This window comes from Nostoc sp., assembly GCF_036917535.1.
Lineage (GTDB): Bacteria > Cyanobacteriota > Cyanobacteriia > Cyanobacteriales > Nostocaceae > Nostoc.
The window spans coordinates 166498-186658 of sequence record NZ_JBALDA010000018.1 but is presented as its reverse complement, the minus strand read 5'-3'; the positions used below and the strand labels follow the sequence as shown (position 1 = coordinate 186658).

At 39.8% G+C, this 20161-nt stretch carries 8 protein-coding genes and 1 pseudogene; 4 read left to right on the top strand and 5 right to left on the bottom strand.

Annotation, left to right across the window (positions count from 1 at the left end):
• Positions 1 to 35: 35 nt before the first annotated feature.
• The 3 genes and pseudogenes from V7K56_RS06925 to mfd form a co-directional block, all read right to left on the bottom strand.
• Positions 36 to 719, bottom strand: a complete 684-nt coding sequence (locus V7K56_RS06925; RefSeq protein WP_334908867.1) for an AAA family ATPase — start codon at positions 717 to 719, stop codon at positions 36 to 38.
• 55 nt (positions 720 to 774) lie between these two features.
• Positions 775 to 1051, bottom strand: a pseudogene (locus tag V7K56_RS36980) (hypothetical protein); the annotation flags it as partial.
• Between the two features lie 175 nt (positions 1052 to 1226).
• The gene (gene mfd / locus V7K56_RS06915) at positions 1227 to 4745 is read right to left on the bottom strand and encodes a transcription-repair coupling factor (protein WP_334908863.1); all 3519 of its coding nucleotides are present in this window, start codon (positions 4743 to 4745) and stop codon (positions 1227 to 1229) included.
• A gap of 240 nt (positions 4746 to 4985) precedes the next feature.
• Between mfd and V7K56_RS06910 the strand changes: the two genes are divergently transcribed.
• Entirely contained in the window at positions 4986 to 6314 is a 1329-nt protein-coding gene (locus V7K56_RS06910) for a hemolysin family protein (RefSeq protein ID WP_334908862.1), read from the top strand.
• Between the two features lie 77 nt (positions 6315 to 6391).
• Here V7K56_RS06910 and V7K56_RS06905 read toward each other — a convergent pair whose 3' ends face one another.
• Positions 6392 to 7573 carry an aldo/keto reductase gene (locus V7K56_RS06905; RefSeq protein ID WP_334908860.1) on the bottom strand — a complete coding sequence of 394 codons (1182 nt, stop codon included), beginning with the start codon at positions 7571 to 7573 and terminating at the stop codon, positions 6392 to 6394.
• Between the two features lie 306 nt (positions 7574 to 7879).
• A complete protein-coding gene (locus V7K56_RS06900) occupies positions 7880 to 13831 on the bottom strand; it encodes an amino acid adenylation domain-containing protein (protein WP_334908858.1) in 5952 nt (1983 codons plus the stop codon).
• Positions 13832 to 15892: 2061 nt separating this feature from the next.
• Between V7K56_RS06900 and V7K56_RS06895 the strand changes: the two genes are divergently transcribed.
• From V7K56_RS06895 to V7K56_RS06885, 3 genes are all read left to right on the top strand, one after another.
• Complete coding sequence (locus V7K56_RS06895; RefSeq protein WP_334908856.1) at positions 15893 to 17335, top strand: sugar transferase; 1443 nt, start codon at positions 15893 to 15895, stop codon at positions 17333 to 17335.
• A gap of 226 nt (positions 17336 to 17561) precedes the next feature.
• Positions 17562 to 18989, top strand: coding sequence for an oligosaccharide flippase family protein (locus V7K56_RS06890; protein ID WP_334908854.1), 1428 nt, complete (start codon positions 17562 to 17564; stop codon positions 18987 to 18989).
• Between the two features lie 68 nt (positions 18990 to 19057).
• Complete coding sequence (locus V7K56_RS06885; protein WP_334908852.1) at positions 19058 to 20161, top strand: glycosyltransferase family 4 protein; 1104 nt, start codon at positions 19058 to 19060, stop codon at positions 20159 to 20161.

Sequence of the window (20161 nt, the reverse complement as noted above, 5' to 3'; positions counted from 1 at the left end):
TGGGGAAGTTTCTATACAGTACCATTATTTTTCCCTCAGATCAAACGATTAAATTGAAGATAATGTGGAGAACTGATTTTTAACATCCGCTCTGGACTGTCATGATCATCAGTTATTTTTTCCCGTGTTGGTTTCTTATAAATGTTGATATTTCTGATGGTGACAAAGCGATAGACATAAGTATCAAGGAAATTCTTTTGTCCCCAATACTTTTTACCAATTTGTTGGCAATAGGCGATAAAACACTGTGCACCTTTAAGTTGCTGAATGATTTCCCATTCTGTGCTTTTTTCACTTTTGGTAATAGAGAAAAGTGATGCCTCGCCGGAGGTAATTTCCCGACTAAACTGAAAAGCTAAACTAATATTTTGGATGTCCAGGCTTACCTGAAAGTCTGTTGTTTTAAATCGTTGTGCCGATGCTGCAAAAATCTTCGGTAATTCCTGAGTATATGCCTGACAACCTGTCTTCACAATCTGCTCAGACTGTTTAATATATTCTTGTATATCAAGACGAATTACGCCGTCTGCAAGGAGCTGTTTGATCTTATCGGTCTTGATTTGGATCGCAAACATTCGTCGCCAAGTAGATAAAAAGCCAAACAACGCATAAGTAGCGTAAGTCTTGCCCGTATTATTGCAGCCACAAATGATCGTCAGGTCGCCAAGTGTGAATTCGGCTTGCTTTAAAGCACCAAGATTTTTAACTTTAATTTTCATTGCCGTATTTTTTTAGCGATTATCTTCTACCATCACTCTCCAACCATGTCTTAGTCTAAACACCAATATTTATCATAAAAACTCCTAAACCGCGCACTGTAACTTTACCAGGAGAATACACAAAGCACATTTTAAGATTCTCTGATAAATTCACCGCCAATAAATTCCAAGTAGGTTCCTGCATCGGCGTTTCTAAAACGATGTGCTGCTTGTTTTCTGGTTTTAATCCGGCTAAATTCAAGTTTTTTCGCTAGCTGTTTGAGTTCCATGACTCGCAAAAGTCGCAAAAGTTGATTTGCCGACACTGGTAAAGTACCATAGCGAGCGCTGAAATAGTAGAAATAGTAGAGTTTAAGACAGTTTTACAATAAAAGCAAAGACGTTGAGGTAAAACTAACCTAACGGGACTTAAACATTTTTGAGGCAGAAACAAGCCTCAAACCTATACAGAATAAGGGAAATACTCTGACATAGGTTTTCATTGGATGAATAATCTTTTTCTACTTATCAAACACCAACCGCCTCTGGAATCGCACCCTGCATTCTCCCAAAAGCATCAATCAAATTCTGCAATTGTTGGTCTGCTTTAAAAACTCCTAACCCGCGCACCGTCACTTTACCTGGAGAATACACAAAGCGCGTTTTGAGATTGTCTGGTAAATTCGCCGCCAACAAATTCCAACCTGGTTCCTCCATCGGCGTTTCTAAAACGACGTGCTGCTTGTTTTCTGGTTTAATCCGACTAAATCCGAGGTTTTTCGCTAGCTGTTTGAGTTCCATGACTCGCAAAAGTTGATTTGCAGGGACTGGTAAAGTACCATAGCGATCGCTCCACTCGGCTGCAATCTGTTTTAATTCTGATTTAGATTTAGCTGTCGCCACCGCCCGATATGCGCTCATCTTTTGATCCAAATCGGTAATATAATCTGCTGGGATAAACGCCGTCAGGTTGAGGTCAATCTGGGTATCGTCAACTTTGGGAATTTCTTGTCCTCGGATTTCCCGAATTGCTTCTTCTAGCATTTCCATGTATAAATCAAAACCGATGGCATCCATTTGACCGGATTGTTCTGCACCTAGCAAGTTACCCACGCCTCTGATTTCCATATCGCGCATCGCTAGTTGATACCCAGAACCTAACTGAGTAAATTCCTGAATCGCTCTTAATCGTTGCCGTGCCGCATCAGATAATGCCCGTTGTTTCGGATAAAATAACCAAGCATGAGCTTGTATCCCTGCACGTCCCACACGACCGCGTAATTGATACAGCTGTGCCAATCCAAAGCGGTGAGCATCTTCAATCAAAATGGTGTTGACTCGCGGAATATCTAAGCCAGATTCAATAATTGTCGTACAAACAAGGATGTCTGCATCACCATTACTGAAAGTGAGCATGGTTGATTCTAACTCGCTTTCATCCATTTGACCGTGAGCGATCGCAAATCTAGCTCCCGGTATCACTTCTCGTAAATTGGCTGTTGTCTCTTCAATTCCATCCACTCGTGGAACTACATAAAATACTTGTCCACCCCTGTCTAATTCTTGACGAATCGCAGTGCGGATACTTTCGGAATTAATTGGTGATAGATGGGTTTTAATCGGTCGTCTGGTTGGGGGTGGTGTAGTAATCAAACTCATTTCCCGAATTCCTGACAAGGACATATACAAAGTCCGGGGAATGGGAGTGGCAGAGAGGGTTAGCACGTCCACCTGAGTTTTCAGGCTTTTAATTTTCTCTTTCTGGTTTACCCCAAATCGCTGTTCTTCATCTACTACCAACAGTCCTAAATCGCGGAATGACACGCCTTTACCCAAAAGTTGATGTGTACCAACCACTACATCTAATTCACCCGTTGCCAATCGCTTTTGAATATCGCGGCGTTCTTCAGCGGAACGAAAACGGTTAAGTAAACCGACATTTACGGGGTAAGGTGCAAAACGTTCTTTGAGTGTATGGTAATGCTGCTGTGTTAAAATAGTCGTTGGCGCAAGGAGTGCCACTTGTTTTCCGGCGGTGACTGCTTTAAAAATAGCACGAATCGCCACTTCCGTCTTCCCAAAACCGACATCGCCACAAACTAAGCGATCCATTGGGCGATCGCTTTCCATGTCGCGTTTTACATCTTGTACAGCTTTGAGCTGATCCGTTGTGGGTTGGTAGGGGAAAGAATCTTCTAATTCCTCCTGCCAAGGCATATCATCTGGAAAGCTAAAACCTTGTTGTTGCGATCGCGCTGCATACAGTTTCAACAAGTCCACCGCCAATTTTTTGATCGCTTTGCGGACTTTATTCTTCGTATTTTCCCAAGCTTTACCGGTCATCCGATTGAGTTCTGGTGCTTTCTCACCTGCGGCCCGGAACCGCGATAAAGCACCTACTTGATCAGCTGCGACTCTGAGTAACCCATCAGCATACTGTACCACCAAGTAATCACGGGTTTCGTTATTAATCGTCAAACTTTCCAGCTTGACAAATTTACCAACACCATGATTTCTGTGAACCACATAATCGCCCGGACGCAGCTTATTAGGATCGACTTGTTTAGAAGTAGCTTTGTGGCGCTTGCGGATATAGCCGGGAGTCGCCAAGGAGTGCTGCCCAAAAAACTCCCGATCTGTGACAATTACCAATCGGTATGTAGGCAGAATAAAACCTTCTAGTTCCGCAAGACCAGAATATTTTAGGGCTACGGGAATGTGATTGATTTGGAGCTTATCTATTGCTTGGTAGTCACGCGGATTGGGTATAAACTGAGCCGGACAATCATGTTCTTGCAACAGCGAGACAGAACGCGAAGGTTGAGCAGAAAGCAACCAGATCGAGAAATTGCGATCGCGTTCTTGGCGGATGGTTTCAGCTAGTTTAGCAAACTGGTGTGGCGTGGTTGGAATAGGACGGCTAGCAAGATTTATTCCATCATTTTCCTCTGACAGTTCCGATAAATATAATGTTTTAAACTTGGCAACATCAACCAGACAGTCATCAAACGAACGGTGTATTTTCGGCAATGTTAAGGGAGTAGATTCTTGCCCATGCGTTATTCCCCATTGTTCTTGGGCATTTTCTACCCAGCGATCGCTATGAGCATGACACTGTTCTGGCTCATCAATGGCAATCAAGGTATTTTTTGCTAAGTAGTTCAGCAGAGATGCTGGTTGCTCGAAAGCTAACCCCAAAAAGCGACGACTACCCTCCATCATTGATGAGTTCTCAGTGCTAAGTTCTGCTTCAGAATTTAACTCAGCACTCAGCACTCGGAACTCAGCACTATTTTTCAGTGCAGCCATCACCACAGGAGTAAAGCTTGTGGGGGTCAGAATTAACTGGTCAACTTTGTCGAGGGCTGAACGTTGAGTTGCTGGGTCAAATTCTCGCATTTGCTCGATTTCATCGCCAAACCATTCCAACCGGACTGGTAACTCAGAGGAAACCGGGAACACATCAACAATATCGCCCCGTCGGCTCCATTGTCCTTCCGTTTCCACTAAAGGCACTCTTTCGTACCCCAGAACAGTTATTTTCTCACTGAAGGCTTTCAAGTCTAATTCCATCCCCCGCTTCAGGGTAAGACAGAATTGCTCAAAAGCTTCTGGTGGAGGTAAATGAGGTTGCAGCGCTCCTTGAGTAGCCACAATCGCCATCTTGGGTAACTGAGAATTAGAACTTGGGGGTTTTTCTTCCCCATGCCCCATTCCCAAATCTGCCAATACCTGCATTTGCCCCCAACTCATCTCAGTTTCCGGGTCAAAAGGTTCGTAGGGAGAAGCCTCGGAGGTGGGGTAAAAATGTACTGTTTGCCATCCCATTGCCTCCAGTTGTGCGTAAACGCGTCCAGCTTCTTCCAGAGTGGCGCAAACCACAAATAAATCCTTGCCCTGAGCTTGTGCTAATGCCGAAGCCACTAGAGTCTTGGGCAGCCTGGGAATGCCATTTAACCGCAATTCTTGTTGTCGATTCAGCTTAGAAAGAAATTCAGTAGTGAGCGGCGATCGGCCTAAGGCACGCACAATAGAAGAAAATGACATAAGTACTACTAGCGATGGGAGTCTTTGTGAGTCAGCAAATCTTGAGGCAGTTTATGTCAACTATTTTAAAAGTGTTAACAGCTTTCTTATTTATTCGGTGGAAGAATAATGCCCAGCGACTAATAAACTTAAGAACTATAACTATTACTTTATGTATAGTCAAAGCATTTATCGAAACACCTTTAATACTAGATACTAGGGATTGAGCTACGTTCGCTCTGATAAGCGGCAATTTTAAACATGTCCTCCATAACTTTTGAAATTTTAATCATTTTGGTGCTAATTATTGCCAATGGCGTATTTTCTATGTCTGAGATGGCGATTGTCTCGGCACGGAAAGTTAGACTACAGCAGCTTGCCAATCAAGGAGATGCCAAGGCAAAGGCAGCATTGAAACTAGCGGAGTCTCCAAATCATTTCCTGTCAACTGTTCAAGTGGGTATTTCCCTGATCGGTATCCTGACTGGTGCTTTTGGAGGAGCAACAATTGCCAACCGACTGGCAGTCTATGTAAAACTTGTCCCTTTGTTAGCACCTTATAGTGAACCGCTATCTTTTGGAATAGTGGTTTTGATCATCACCTATTTATCACTCATTGTTGGCGAATTGGTACCGAAGCGTCTGGCATTAAACAACCCAGAAAGGATTGCCTCGATTGTAGCTATTCCAATGCGTGCTTTGTCGGCGATCACTTCGCCAATGGTATATCTTTTAAGTGCTTCTACAGATTTGATCTTACGAGTACTGGGAATTACAGCTTCTACCGAGCCGCAAGTCACCGAAGAAGAAATTAAAATCTTAATTGAGCAAGGCACTGAGGCAGGAACCTTTGAGGAAGCTGAACAGGATATGGTAGAGCGAGTCTTTCGTTTAGGCGATCGCCCTGTCAGCTACTTAATGACACCCCGTCCCGATATTGTTTGGCTAGACTTAGACGACTCTGCCGAAGAAAATCGCCAAAAAATGGTTGATAGTGCTTATTCTCGCTATCCAGTTTGTCAGGGAGGACTTGACAATGTGCTGGGTGTTATTCCTGTCACCGACTTATTAGCCAGGAGTTTCCGAGGGGAACCACTGGATTTAACGATCGGATTGCGACAACCCGTATTTGTGCCAGAAAGCACCCGTGGCTTGAAGGTTTTGGAATTGTTCAAGCAAACTATAACTCACATGGCGCTGGTAGTGGATGAATACGGCGTAATTCAAGGATTAGTCACTCTCAACGACATCATGAGTGAAATCGTGGGTGATGTTCCTTCAACAGATGGACAGGATCAACCACAAGCTGTACAACGCGAAGATGGTTCCTGGCTTTTGGATGGGATGTTGCCTGTAGAGGAGTTTTTGGAACTTTTTGGTATGGAAGAGTGGGAATCTGAGGAACGCGGCAGTTATCAAACATTAGGCGGTTTTGTGATCACCCATTTAGGTCGTATTCCCACCGCAGCAGATTATTTTGAATGGCAAAGTATGCGTATTGAAGTGATGGATATGGATGGTAATCGCGTTGATAAGGTGCTAATCGTACCGAAGGCATCTAAATCAGCAGATACGAAAAAATCTGACTAGTATTGGGCATTGGGCATTGATAATTATTGTTTCCTATTTCTCATGCACCATAACCAATGCCCAATTTATGCAATTTATTAAGTGCGAGATAGACGTTTGACTGCTTCACCTGCCAACAACTGATGAGCTTGTTTCAGGAGTTGGGGGATTTTATCGGCGTAGGGATTACGGGCGAGACATTGCCGCAAGTCTAATTCGTCTAGCCGATCGGCTTGGTTGCCGGGAAACCAGTGCCCGCCATTGCCAAGCAGGTTGTAGCGCATTTTGGCATAGTCTACTAAATCATAGGCGATCGCTAAATTCCGCAGCCACAAAATCACCCGAATATTTACCTCACCAGGGGTTTCGTCAAAATTTGGTAGATTGGTTTCCCAGGATTTTACCCAATCTTCTCCCAAAGTAGCGATCGCTTCTTCTTCCAACCTTGCTAAAATTGGTGGCAAAATTTCTGATGCCCGATCTACTAATTCTAAAGTCTTCAGGTGTTCATCAAAATCTTCTGGTTTTGCTGCTCCCAAGCTTAAGGTATGTACCTCTTGATGACTCAAACAAAACAAATCATTAAATACCATTGGACTCAACGGGGCGCAAAGATTTACTAATTTTTGTGGTGGTTTATATAACAAACCTCCTTTATCAGATGGGCTAATAATAAACACCCCTATATCGTGGTGTTTAGCTGCTTCAATTGCTGCCCAATTCCATTGATTAATGTAGTACCAGTGCAGGTTCACATAATCAAATAGATTGGTATTAATTGTCTGCACAATCATATCTGTTGAACCGTGTGTGGAAAAGCCAATAAATCTAACTTTTCCCTCTGCTTGCAACTGCTGCGCTACTTCCAAACAGCCACCTGGACGGATGCTGTCATCTAACGACTCAGGATGATTGATGCCGTGCAACCCTAAAAGGTCAACATAATCTAGCTGGAGATTTTTCAAGGATTCTTCAAATATCGCCCGGAACTCTTTCGCATCTGTCTTTGGATTTACTTTTGTCTGAACAATTAACTTTTCGCGGGGAAACTTGGGCAATATTCTCCCCAATTGCATTTCAGAAGTGCCATAACCACGGGCAGTTTCAATATGATTGATCCCAACCTCGACTGCCCTTCTAATAGTCGCTTCCAGATTCGCCTGATTATCAGCAGGAATTTCATGATTGGGAATATCCTCCCATTTGAACTGATATCTCATGCCACCGCAGGAAAACACTGGCATCTGTAATTCTGTGCGTCCAAATCTTCTATATAGCATCAGTGGATTGTGGATTGCTTACCAACTTAAAATCTAAAAACGATAGTCATTTTAGCTTTTAGTGCCACAATCATTTCCTCTGTTCAATCTGTGACACTAGCAATATTCATCGCATTATTAAATCGGTCAGATCTTTTGGTTATTGGATTTTTACCTACCAATATTCCAGTTCCACAGAATAATTATCTCACCCTAGTTACCACTAGCAAGAATTTTTCTATCATTCTCTCAAGTTTAGACCAAGAAATGGCAAAACGACCCAGCAATGCTGAGTTGTGCGAAGCTGAACTAACAAAAAAGTTCAAATTAATTCTTTGCAGACTGAGACTGCGCTTGAGTTAAGCAATTTCTCAATTTTTCAGCTAACACTTGTACATGGGGTTCATTAAGTATGTTAAGGTGAGATCCGGGAATGTAATGAATATCTAATCCTCCAACTACTACCTCGTCCCAGCCGAATTGAGGAGCGTATTCTGTGCCTATAATTTCGTCCCGATTTTTATCCTCTGTCCGCAAAAGAATAGCTCGACCAAGGTAAGGTGAAAAAATATAGTCACTGATAGCTTGAGTGTTAGTATCTATAACCTTTAAATGCTTGTCAGTTTCAGGTACATGAAGTACGTCTTCCAAGTAACGGTTATATGTATTTTGCAGTTCTTGCTTACGCCAATAACTCCATCTCACAACCTTTTGCCAAAGGTAATTAGGCCCTTGCTGAACAATATTTTTTAAATGCAAAAAAACTCGCTTGAGAAATGGCGCCTGCCAGCTATAACCTATACGACAACTATCAATCATAACTAAAATGCCAACTTGTTCGCCTTGCTCATGGAGTTGTCGAGCCATCTCGAAGGCAACTGTACCTCCAAAGGAATAACCTCCAAGAAAATAAGGACCATGAGGTTGAAGGGTCTGAATTTCTTGAATGTAGTGCGCTGCCATATCTTCAATGCGGGTATGAAGAGGGTGTTTTCCATCTAGTCCCCGTGGTTGTAATCCGTAAAATGGTTGTTCTATCCCCAGATGCAATGCCAATTCACGGAAACATAAGACTTCTCCACCCAGTCCATGAATACAGAAGAAAGGTGGCTTGGAGCCGTTGGATTGAATTTTTACTAAGGATGACCAAGATTTTGATTGGTCTAAGGTATTTACTAAAGCCGAGTTTTTTGTTAAATCTTCTTCTTGGCAGATTATTTTAGCTAAAGCCTCTACAGTCCCTGACTGGAAAAGAATGGCAAGTGGCAGGTTTTTACTGAATATCTTTTCAATTTGCCAAAACAGTTTTACTGCTAAGATAGAATGTCCTCCTAGCTCGAAGAAGTTATCCTTAACACCAATGGGCTGGACACCTAAAATTTGTTCCCAAATCTGTGTTAACTGGTGTTCCACTTGATTGCGGGGAGCAACAAAGCTGGCTTCTGGTTCTTGCCTTGATAAGTCTGGTGCTGGTAAAGCGCGACGGTCTACCTTACCGTTGGGAGTTAAGGGCATGGTGTCCAGCACGACAAAAGCCGAAGGTAGCATGTACTGTGGCAATTTTGTCGACAATAAGCTACGGATATCAGTAATCGCAATTGCTGAGTCTTGATTTGGTATAATGTAAGCCACCAAACGTTGATCGCCAGGAACATCTTCACGGGCAATGACTACAGTCTGGAGTACATCTGGGTGTTGGGCTAACACCGTTTCAATTTCCCCAGGCTCAATGCGTATTCCTCGGATCTTGACTTGATGATCTTGGCGACCGAGAATTTCTAGAGAGCCATCTGGACGATAGCATCCGCGATCGCCTGTATAATAAAGCCAATCCTGTTGATCGTTCCGAAAAGGATTCTTGACAAACCGAGAACTGTTTTCTTCCTGGGCATTGATGTAACCCAAACTGCGGAATGGAGTTCGGATTACAATCTCGCCTGGTTCACCGATACCGCATGGTTGGTGATTTGGTGTGAAAACTAGTGCTTGGGTTTGAGGCAGCGGCAATCCTACTGGCTGTATGCCTGGTGTACACTCAACAGGTATTTGGTAATAACACTTTGCCAAAGTTGTCTCTGTTGGGCCATAGAGATTAACTATTTCACCTGATTCTGGAAAAGCATCCCGCCACCGAAGTACAAGGGTTTCTTTCAGAGGTTCTCCAGCCAAGAACAACCAGCGTAAGTTACGTAAAGAGACTCCTGATGGCACATTGGCTAACCATAATTGCGCCAGCGAAGGAACTGTATGAAGTACAGAAATTTGCTCATTTTCCAAATAACGCAGAATTCGAGTCGGTTCTAGATTATCCTCTTCTTCTGGCAAACAGAGGGTTGCACCACTAGTCAAAGGTAAGAAAATATCTCTCAGAACGACATCAAAAGAAAGACCAGTTAATTGAGCAACGCGGTCTTGCTGATTAATTTCAAAGGTCTGTCGCTGCCAGTTCAGAAAATGCGCCAACCCTTTATGACACCCCAACACCCCTTTCGGGACACCAGTAGTGCCGGAAGTAAAGAAAATATAAGCTGCATCGTCGTCAGCGATTTCAGGTAGATTTACGGCTTCAATGCTTTTTTTGATTGAATTTATGGCTTCTCCTGTGTCTGGGTTGACATAGATGATTGTTAAAGACTTTCCTATCTTTTCGTCTTCTGGACACTGACCATCAATATATAATATGTATTTAGCTTTAGCTTCCTGTAGCATCAGCCGTTGGCGTTGGCTGGGAAGTTTTGGATCGAGGGTGAGTAGCACACCACCACTCAAGAGTACGCCAAGCATACTAGCAATTAGCCCAAAGCTGCGTGTCCCAAACACGGCTACGACATCTCCCCGCTCTACTCCGTGAGATAACAAAACCTGTGCTAAGGTTTGAGCGATTTTGCCCAATTCTTCATAATTCCAAGTACGAAATCCTTGACGAAGTGATGAATGTTCTGGGGTACGATTTACCCAAGAGGTAAACATTGTTGTCGTCAACTCATACTGTGGTTCTGACAGAACCACCCTTGGCTCTGGCAGCAAAGGTCTCGCTTCTGACGTCACCAAGGAATATAAACTAATCTGCCTCTCTGGAGAAGCAACAATTTGATTTAGCAAGTGATGGAATTGATGAAGCATTTCCATCATCCGTTTTGAAGTAAACAGATCGGTGTTGTAAACTAAATCAAGTTGGATTCCTTGATTTTGTTCTGTAACGTAAAGGGTTAAGTCAAACTTAGAAGCTGTTTCTAGGATCGAGACTCGTTCTATAGCCACTCCAGGTAGTTCCAGTTGAACGTCCCTTAAGTTAAGCATATTAAACCACACTTGAAACAGTGGGTTGCGACTGGTATCTCGCTCTGGTTGCAGTTCTTCTACCAGTTTCTCAAAGGGCATATCTTGATGAGCATAAGCAGCTAATGCCATCTGGCGAACTCGATTTAGCACTGAACGAAAACTAGGGTTGCCAGCAAAATCAGTCCGTAAAACAACGGTGTTAATAAAAAATCCGATTAGCCCTTCAATCTCAGAACGGTTACGGCCGGCAATGGGAGAACCGATGAGAATATCTTCTTGCCCAGTGTAGCGGTGCAATATTGTTCCAAAGGCCGCTAGCAATGTCATGAATAGAGTGACACCCTCCTGATGTGAGAGTTTTGTGAGTGATGCACTCAAAGTCTGCGATAGTATCAGAGATTGGGTTGCTCCTTGGTAAGTTTGCACTGGTGGCCGTGGTCGGTCGATAGGCAATTCCAGTACAGTATTAGCACCTGCTAACTGGGTTTTCCAATAGTTAATTTGGCTGGAAAGTACCTCATCTGATAGCCATTGGTGCTGCCACACAGCAAAATCGGCATACTGAATGGGTAATTTTGCCAAGGGAGAAGGCTTACTGCTTAAAAAGGCTTCATAGAGCGCTGTTAACTGCTGCCAGAGAATGCCGATTGACCAGCCATCCGAGGCGATGTGGTGCATCATTAACAAGAGTATATGCTCCTGTTCGTCTACTTCGAGCAAAGTAGCTCGCAACATCAAGTCAAATTCTAAGTTAAATGGGCGTTGCACCTCTTGATTTAGGAGAAATTCTACTTGTTCTTTTGTTACTTTAATAATTTTGAGTTCTACTGACCGAGGCGTACCAATTACTTGTATGGGGCTACCATCAGATGATCTAATAAAGTTAGTTCGTAAAGCCTCATGATGGACAACGATCGCATCTAGTGACTGTTGTAATACACCGACGTTTAACTTGCCCGTTAAGCGCTGTGCATTGGAGACGATGTATGCAGTACTGTTGGGTTCCAACTGCTCCAAAAACCAGACTCGCTGTTGGGCAAAAGATAAAGGGGCTAATTCCCGATTGGTTATTTGGAGAATGGTCTGATTTTGGGGATCGTTTTCTGGAGTTTGGTTTTGAGCAATCGCTTGAGCTAAAGTAGCGATCGTCGGATTTTCAAATAATAGTTGCAATGGTATTTCTATTTGAAAAGCTTGGCGAACCCTAGATATTACTTGAGTGGCCAACAGTGAATGACCTCCCAATTCAAAAAAATTGTCGTGGATGCCTATTTGTTCGAGACGTAAAACCTTTGCCCAAATGCCAGCTAAGACTTCTTCTGTGGAATTCTGAGGTGAAACAAAGTTAGTAGAGAGCCTAATATTACATGTATCCGGTGCAGGTAAGGCGTGACGGTCTATCTTACCGTTAGGATTTAATGGTAGAGTGTCCAAAAATACAAAGAAACCAGGCACCATGTATTCAGGCAACCGAGTTTCCAAAAAGCCACGCAATTCAGCCTGACTAGGAATTTGCTCTGAACTAGCAACAATATATGCCACAAGTCGCTTGTCCCCAAACACATCCTCTCTAGCTATGACTAAAGTTTGCGTCAGTGCCGGATGTTGAGCTAGTATGGCTTCAATTTCTCCTAATTCAATTCGGAAACCACGTATTTTAACTTGGTGGTCAATGCGACCAAGGAACTCGATATTACCATCATTCAAATAACGAGCCAAGTCTCCAGTTTTGTAAAGACGTGCCCCAGGTTCAGAGCTAAAAGGGTTGAAAATAAACTTCTCTGTGGTCAATTCTGGACGGTTAAGATAGCCTCGTGCTAGACCAATACCGCCAATGTGCAGTTCACCTGATTCACCAACAGGCACTGGCTGCAAATTTTCATCGAGGATGTAAATCTCTGCATTGGTAATCGGACGACCAATGGGTGCTATAGCATAATTAGTTCTCTGTTGGCAACTCCAGAAAGTGGTATCAATGGAAGCTTCTGTCGGGCCATAACAATTATGTAAAACATTATCCAAATTCAGTTGGGCAAAGAAGCGTTCTATAAGTTCGCCAGGTAAAGCTTCACCGCCGCAGGTTATGTGTCTGATGAATCGGCAATTTTCAATTCCCTTCTCTTCCAATAAGACACGCAGTATAGAAGGTACTAAAGCCAGAACTGTGATTTGCTGCTCAGTAATTACCTTCACAAGGTAGGCTGTATCTTGATGTCCACCAGGGCGAGCTATGAACAATTGGCCCCCAAAGCATAATGGCCAGAATATCTGCCACACTGAAGGGTCGAAGCTAAAAGAAATAGTTAGTAAAACTTTGTCTGTGTGAGTTAATCCAAAAGTTGTTTGCTTCCAGTGGAGTTGATTGCAGATACCGCGGTGAGGAATCATCACACCCTTAGGCTGTCCTGTAGAGCCAGATGTGTAGATTACGTAGATAAGGTTATCAGTTGTAGTTTGATTTACAAGGTTTTCTTGACTGTTTTGGATATTCCCTTGCGAGTCTAAATCCAGACAAACCACTTGTGCCTGATGTGGTGGTAAGTTCTTGACCAATTTTTCTTGGGTTAACAATACTGGTGTCTGAGTGTCTTCCAAGATGAAAGCTAAACGTTCTAAAGGATATGCTGGATCTAGAGGCACATAAGCGCCTCCAGCTTTGAGGATTCCCAAGAGTCCTACAATCATCTCTAAGGAGCGCTCCAGGCATATACCTACAAGTACTTCTGGACCAACGCCTAAAGAACGTAGGTGGTGCGCTAGTTGATTCGCCCGTTGGTTTAGTTGCTGATAAGTAAGTTGTGTATTTTCACATACTACAGCAATTGCTTGGGGCGATCGCTCTACTTGGATCTCAAACATTTGATGAATGCACAGATCCTGATGATGAATTACTTGGGTGTCATTCCATTCCTGTAAAACTTGAGTGCCGATGATGTGAGTTAAGGTATCTAACGGAATATTTTTCTTATATTCTGAAGTTTGGCTATTTATCTGCATTTTTTATGTATAGGCTCCATCAGGAAACCCAATTTTTTAAATTATTATTTATTGTAATATGTGTTTATACAAATCCTATATGAGACTACAAATTAATGCCTTAATACTAGGAGTATGTGAATACAAAAACAAAGCCTCTTTAGCTGTAAGGTTGGAAAAATGCTATTAGCTTAAAGGGTTGTAGCTTTTGCTCCTAGTTTGTCGGCTAGTTATGATATAATATTTATGTATAAAAAAAGGTTTTTAAATATCTAGCTAATCGATTTATTATCCGTACAATAGCCTATTTCTCAATTTTACTTAATCTCTGTCTTAACTATTAACTAAAAATGAAAAATGTAGGCAATTATTATGATTTGCCGACTATATCTTTAACTAAAAAATAATATTTGCATTAGTGTGTATAATTGATAGTAATACAATATCTAAAAATACTCTATCCTTTTTTACGAAAGTTTGCTTAATGGAAAAATCATTATTACCGAATCTTCATTGTGTTTATTGATATGTAAAAATAGTGTAAAGCTACAATCGGATTTGCTAAAAGACTTAAGTAACCTCAACTCGGTGTAAAAAATTGTCATTAGAATCAAGAAGGGGCAAAGAGAAGTTTAATCGTTGACTTCCGGTGTTGGGGCACTCCACCTCTGACAGGTGTAGGTTTTTTACATTTGTGTGAAAATAGAGTATGAAACTAGGGTGCATACAAAACTAAAAATGCTGAAAAATAGGCATTTGAGAGATTGATCATCTATAATGTCAAAGCAAATGAATCACTTGTCGAGAAAAAAGAGGGTTTTAGCCTAATTTATCTTTTTATACTTATTATTCTTCCATCAGTTTAGGTTGAAGGGTTGATTTTTCATTAGCTGAGACGATAAAAAATCATTGATTTTTACCAAGACTGACGAAAGAGCGTTATGTAGATTTAGTGAAACCATTATCAGCACGATTTTATCTTACTATATAAAGTATACATAAAGTGAAAATCTTGCAAATAGAATTAACACTTGAATGAGTGTAATATAAAATACATTAAAAGCACTGCTTTTTCTTAGAGCAAAACTTATTCAAGTTTTTTGGCTATAAATAATGACTCGCAGCAAGTCCAATGTTGATTTTTTGACGGTGATATGAGCATGCCTAAGTCCTCAATTTTTAATAGACAAGAATTTAGAGCGGTCTAAAATCCAAATCTAGGACACAAAAAGGCTATGAAGCTAACCCAAGTTAAATTACATAATATTATTTATTTATGTAAAGTTTTGTAACAATAATCAAATTTTTGATGCATTTCGTTATATGTTTATTGTGTAAGTTTTGTTAATAAGTAATTATGCGTAAAAAAACAAAGAAGCTTTTAATTAAAACTAAAATAGCATAAGCAAACATGCTAAGGTAATTTATAAAGAGTTACGTGTAGCATATATCTGTTAGAGAAAGTACCTCTGCAATGCTATTCCTGTTTTGTAACTTTGGAGAGAAAAGTACATTATTTATCATTATTTATTATGTATATCTCCTAAATCTTAAGCAAAATTATGGTTTATGCAATCGCTATCTATGAGTTGTCTATTTAAATGGCTTTGATGCTAAAGTCCATAAAAGTTAGAGATTATTCTCTGGTAAATTGCCAAAAGAGGATCAAATCTGCTAAAAAAGGCTAATTATTTTGTACACGTACATTAAAAATACTAATATTGTCTACCTGACAAAGTTGATTGTTAATGTCAGGAATGTTATTCAAACATAGTAAGTTAATTTACCAACAAATCCTTTCCTTTAGCATCAAAGCTAAAAATTTACGGGCAAAACAGGATGGGTGCTACCATGTCAATAAAAGTTAAGTACTAAGGTAGTAGTTACACTGAAATAAATCCTGGGATATGCTTTTAATAAGAACTTATTAAGTTACTCTGAAAAAAGTTCAATAGTAGACTATAAAAAGCAAGTTTATTTGAAAAAGCAAGTTTATTTGAAATAAAAACGTGAGTTAAGATGTCCCGATGATATATATTATGTTTTCATAACCTTTTTAAGGATACCAGGCATTACTAAACTATGAGTAATCAAAGCATTGCAACAAATAAATTGAGTGAAGTATCTTCAGATTTACGTGCATCTGCATTTGTCAGGGTACGCAAGGGTTCGTGGTGGTTAAGATTAACAACATTGTTTTTAGTAGATTGTACTTTGTTGTCCTTAGCTTGGATTTTTGCTGGATATCAATCTTCTTATGAGCATCTTTCTTGGTATGTAACGAGTCAATATTTACCGATTTTAACAACTATTGGAATTCAAATCGGATCGCTAGCTATCCAAGGTCTTTATCGAGAAGGTCAAAAACGCTATGACTATTGGAATATTATCAAATCGTTAACTTTTGCTCATGGATTAATACTGCTTGTTTGTTCTTTATATAAGCCAGTTGTTGATATCACAAGCCCAAGATTGATATTATTATCTTGGTTGCTAAGTATATTATTTATTTGTACTGGTAGATATGCTGTAAATGTTACTCTTGAATATTTGCGTAAGCAGAAAAAAATCGTTCGTTCTTCTGTATTCATTATTTGCGATCCTCAAGATCGCGAGCAGATTGCTAGCTTTATAAAAAAAGAAAAGCATTATATTGTCTCTGGAACAGCAAATGCTAACTCATTAGACAGATATAAACGCCAACAAACACTAAGTCAACTCAATGAATTAGGTGTAACAGAAGTTTTTATATCTTGGGATGCTCTAAAAAATAGAATGTTTTTGTGCTGGTTATTTCAAGCATCTGGGATTCAAGTACATATCCTACCGATGGAATTAAAACCGATTTATAAAAACATAGAATTTAATAAGATAGGGGGAATGCCTTGTCTTAGTTTGGATTGTCCGATAATTACAGGTAAAGATTTTTGGATAAAACGTATTTGTGATTTTTGTTTGGCGACTTTATTTGTAATGTTATTATTACCGATTTATATAGCTATAGCTATAGCTATAAAACTTGACTCTTCTGGGACAGTATTTTACAAGCAAACTCGTATAGGTTTACATGGACAACAGTTTAAAGTATGGAAATTCAGAACTATGAGGTCTGATGCAGAAACACTACAGAAGGAATTAGAAGCTTTAAATGAAACAAAAGATGGAATTATCTTTAAAATAAAAGACGATCCTCGTATTACCCGTGTTGGAAAATTTCTCCGTCGTTACAGCTTAGATGAATTGCCCCAACTTTTTAATGTTGTCCTTGGAGAAATGAGTATAGTAGGTCCTCGCCCTCTACCTACTAGAGACGTTGATAAGTTTTCTGAACATCATTTTATTCGACATGAAGTTTTGCCTGGTATTACAGGTCTTTGGCAAGTGTCAGGTCGATCTGATATTTTAGATTTTGAACAAGTGATTCATCTGGATATGAGTTACATCGAAAATTGGTCACTTGCTTTAGACTTTGAGATTCTCCTTAAAACAGTTATGGTGGTTTTGAAAAAAGATGGTGCTTACTAAAAATCATAACCGTACAGGTTCATGATTATATAATTTAGGTTAAGTATCGATAAAAGTATTGCAGTTTACAGTTTAGTTGATAGTGGATTAAATTTGGATTTTTCTATCTTGCTGATTAGTTACCTGTTTTAAGAGGATCAAAAGAATCTTTTATTTATAATGATCTATCTGAAAAAATTATGGTGACTCAAAATGAACGAATTAAGCTGAATCAAGAATTATAAGAATGGTAGAAAAGTACAAATTAATAAGTAATTCCCTTTCAATGCTACTCAATCGGTTAGCACAAAGCATTACAGCATTTGTATTAACCGCTTATATTGCTCGTATTTTAGGAGCTGAGGCTTTAGGGCAGTATTTACTAGGATATAGCTACTATTTTATCTTTGTGGGCATTGCTTCACAAGGGCTGAAGACATTGTTTACTAGAGAACTAGCTCGTGAGCCACAAAAAACACCAGTCTATCTAATGAGTGGTACGTGGCTACAGTTAATATTTAGTTTTTTTAGTTATGCAGCATTGGTAATTTTAGTGTTCTTGCTTCCCTATAGTTCCAAGACCTCGACTGTTTGTTACATAATGGGCTTAACAATCGTTCCTTTTGCGCTTTCTAATATAACAGAGGCGATTTTTCAAGCTAAAGAAAAGATGCATCTGATAGCGATCGCTACAGTGCCGATCTATATCCTACGCCTAATAATAATGATTTGGGCGATGCAACAAAAATATGGAATTGAATATTTGGGGGCGATCCTATTTTTTTCAGAAACGCTAATTCTGATAATTGAATGGATTTTTATCATCCCTTTAGTAAAAATACAATGGCAAATTGATCGAAGTTTTGTCTTTAAGACAATTAAAGAAGCACGGACATTTTTTGCTATTGAAGCAATGGCTGTAGTTAGTGGCAGAATTCAAATATTAATTCTTTCATTATTAGGAAGTGAATTTTTAGTAGGTCTATTTGGCGGAATAACACAATTACTACAACCCTTTTTGATTGTTGCTAATAGTATAACTTTAGCAATATTTCCAAGATTTTCAAAGGCAGTAGAGCAAGGACGGGACAAGCAAAGACAGATAGCTGAAAATATTATTGAAATTTTATTAATTATTGCATTGCCGTTATACATTGGAATTTTATTTTTTGGTAAAGATTTATTAGTTTTTCTCTATAATACTAGCTTTGCTCAAGCAAATATAGCGCTTAATTTAGCCGCTGCATCACTCCTTTTCTTGCCGTTTACACGCTCACTGAGTTATTTACTTGTAGCCAATGGTTTCGAGATAGTGAACCTACGTGAAGTAGTTATTACCACTACATTAGGGAGCTTAGTAGGTGTGGTATTAGTTTCGCACTATCATTTACTAGGTGCAGCTTTAATAGCACTATTAATGACTATTTTTGGTTTTATCCAGTATATTTATTTCACTTATACTCGCTTATTTTCATTAAAATTATGGCGAATATTCCGGCGTCCATTAATAATTACTATTCTAATGCTACCTATATTAATCTTATTACAAAAAATTAACTTAGACTTTATATTTACTTTACTCATTGCAACTTGTGCCTATTCTTTATTTGTGATTTATTTAGGTATTCGTGTGTTTGGGGGGTTTCGTTTCTTATGGCTAAAATTTTTAAAATAGTAGTAATTGTTCAAGATAAATTTTTACCATTAACTCATCAAAATTGAGCAAGAGTATAATAATAAATTATGATTAAAGTTGCCTTATTACATTTTTGCTTTGAAGACTACACTATTGAATTAGCAAACAGTTTGGTTAAATATGTTGATTTAACGCTTATTCACCCGGAAAAGGTCTCAAATGTATGCAGCAATGTTATTGATCCTAGTATCCGCGTGATTACCTTTAAAAAACCACGGATTCGCGACCCGCGCAACCTACTGTCTATGTATGCGATGATACGTATTATCAAAGATATAAAGCCAGATATTTTGCATGTGCAGGAAACTAACGATCCTTGGTATGATTGGACACTGTTACTCAACAAAATGCCACCACTGGTGACAACTATCCATGATCTATTCCGTCACCCAGGGGATAGTATGTCTGTATTCGGTTCAGAGTATACCAGGCGTATTGCCTTCTTCCGTTCTCAACAATTGATTGTTCATACTCATCAACTAAAAAAGATTCTAATTGAACAATTCCGTATATCTGAAGAACGAGTCAATGTTTTACCACATGGGGAACTTGGTAGTTTGTATAAGCGTCGGGGTAATCATAATAGTCAGACTCGCGAGCCAAATACATTATTATTTTTTGGACGCATCTGGCCTTATAAAGGATTGAAATATTTGCTTCAGGCTATGCCTTTAATTGTTGAACGTATACCTGAAGTCAAGTTGATTATCGCTGGACGGGGAGAAAACATAAAACAATATTTCCCTAATGGTTATGATGAGAAACGCTACGAAATTATCAATGACTTTATTCCCCTTGAAGAAGTAAGTAAGCTATTTCAACGCAGTACGATAACAGTTTTACCATACATAGAAGCTTCTCAAAGTGGTGTAGCAGCCTTATCTTACGGAATGGGAACACTGGTTGTAGCCTCTGAAGTAGGAGGATTAAGTGAGATAATTCAGCATAAAAAAGATGGGTTGTTAGTTCCACCTTGTGATGCCCAATCTTTAGCTGATGCCATTATTTATTTGTTAAGCGATCGCAACTTGCGACAACGCATGCAAACTGCGGCACTAGCTCGTTGTCAGGAAGATTTAAATTGGTCAAATATTGCTGCTCAAACAGCTCAAATTTATTATAAAAAAATGAATATGCAAAATAAATATTAG

What these genes read in the sequence shown, in the direction of transcription:
- V7K56_RS06910 (WP_334908862.1), top strand. Translation starts at nt 4,986, where the DNA reads ATGTCCTCCATAACTTTTGAAATTTTAATCATTTTGGTGCTAATTATT.
- V7K56_RS06890 (WP_334908854.1), top strand. Translation starts at nt 17,562, where the DNA reads ATGGTAGAAAAGTACAAATTAATAAGTAATTCCCTTTCAATGCTACTC.
- V7K56_RS06900 (WP_334908858.1), bottom strand. Translation starts at nt 13,831, where the DNA reads ATGCAGATAAATAGCCAAACTTCAGAATATAAGAAAAATATTCCGTTA.
- mfd (WP_334908863.1), bottom strand. Translation starts at nt 4,745, where the DNA reads ATGTCATTTTCTTCTATTGTGCGTGCCTTAGGCCGATCGCCGCTCACT.
- V7K56_RS06925 (WP_334908867.1), bottom strand. Translation starts at nt 719, where the DNA reads ATGAAAATTAAAGTTAAAAATCTTGGTGCTTTAAAGCAAGCCGAATTC.
- V7K56_RS06895 (WP_334908856.1), top strand. Translation starts at nt 15,893, where the DNA reads ATGAGTAATCAAAGCATTGCAACAAATAAATTGAGTGAAGTATCTTCA.
- V7K56_RS06885 (WP_334908852.1), top strand. Translation starts at nt 19,058, where the DNA reads ATGATTAAAGTTGCCTTATTACATTTTTGCTTTGAAGACTACACTATT.
- V7K56_RS06905 (WP_334908860.1), bottom strand. Translation starts at nt 7,573, where the DNA reads ATGCTATATAGAAGATTTGGACGCACAGAATTACAGATGCCAGTGTTT.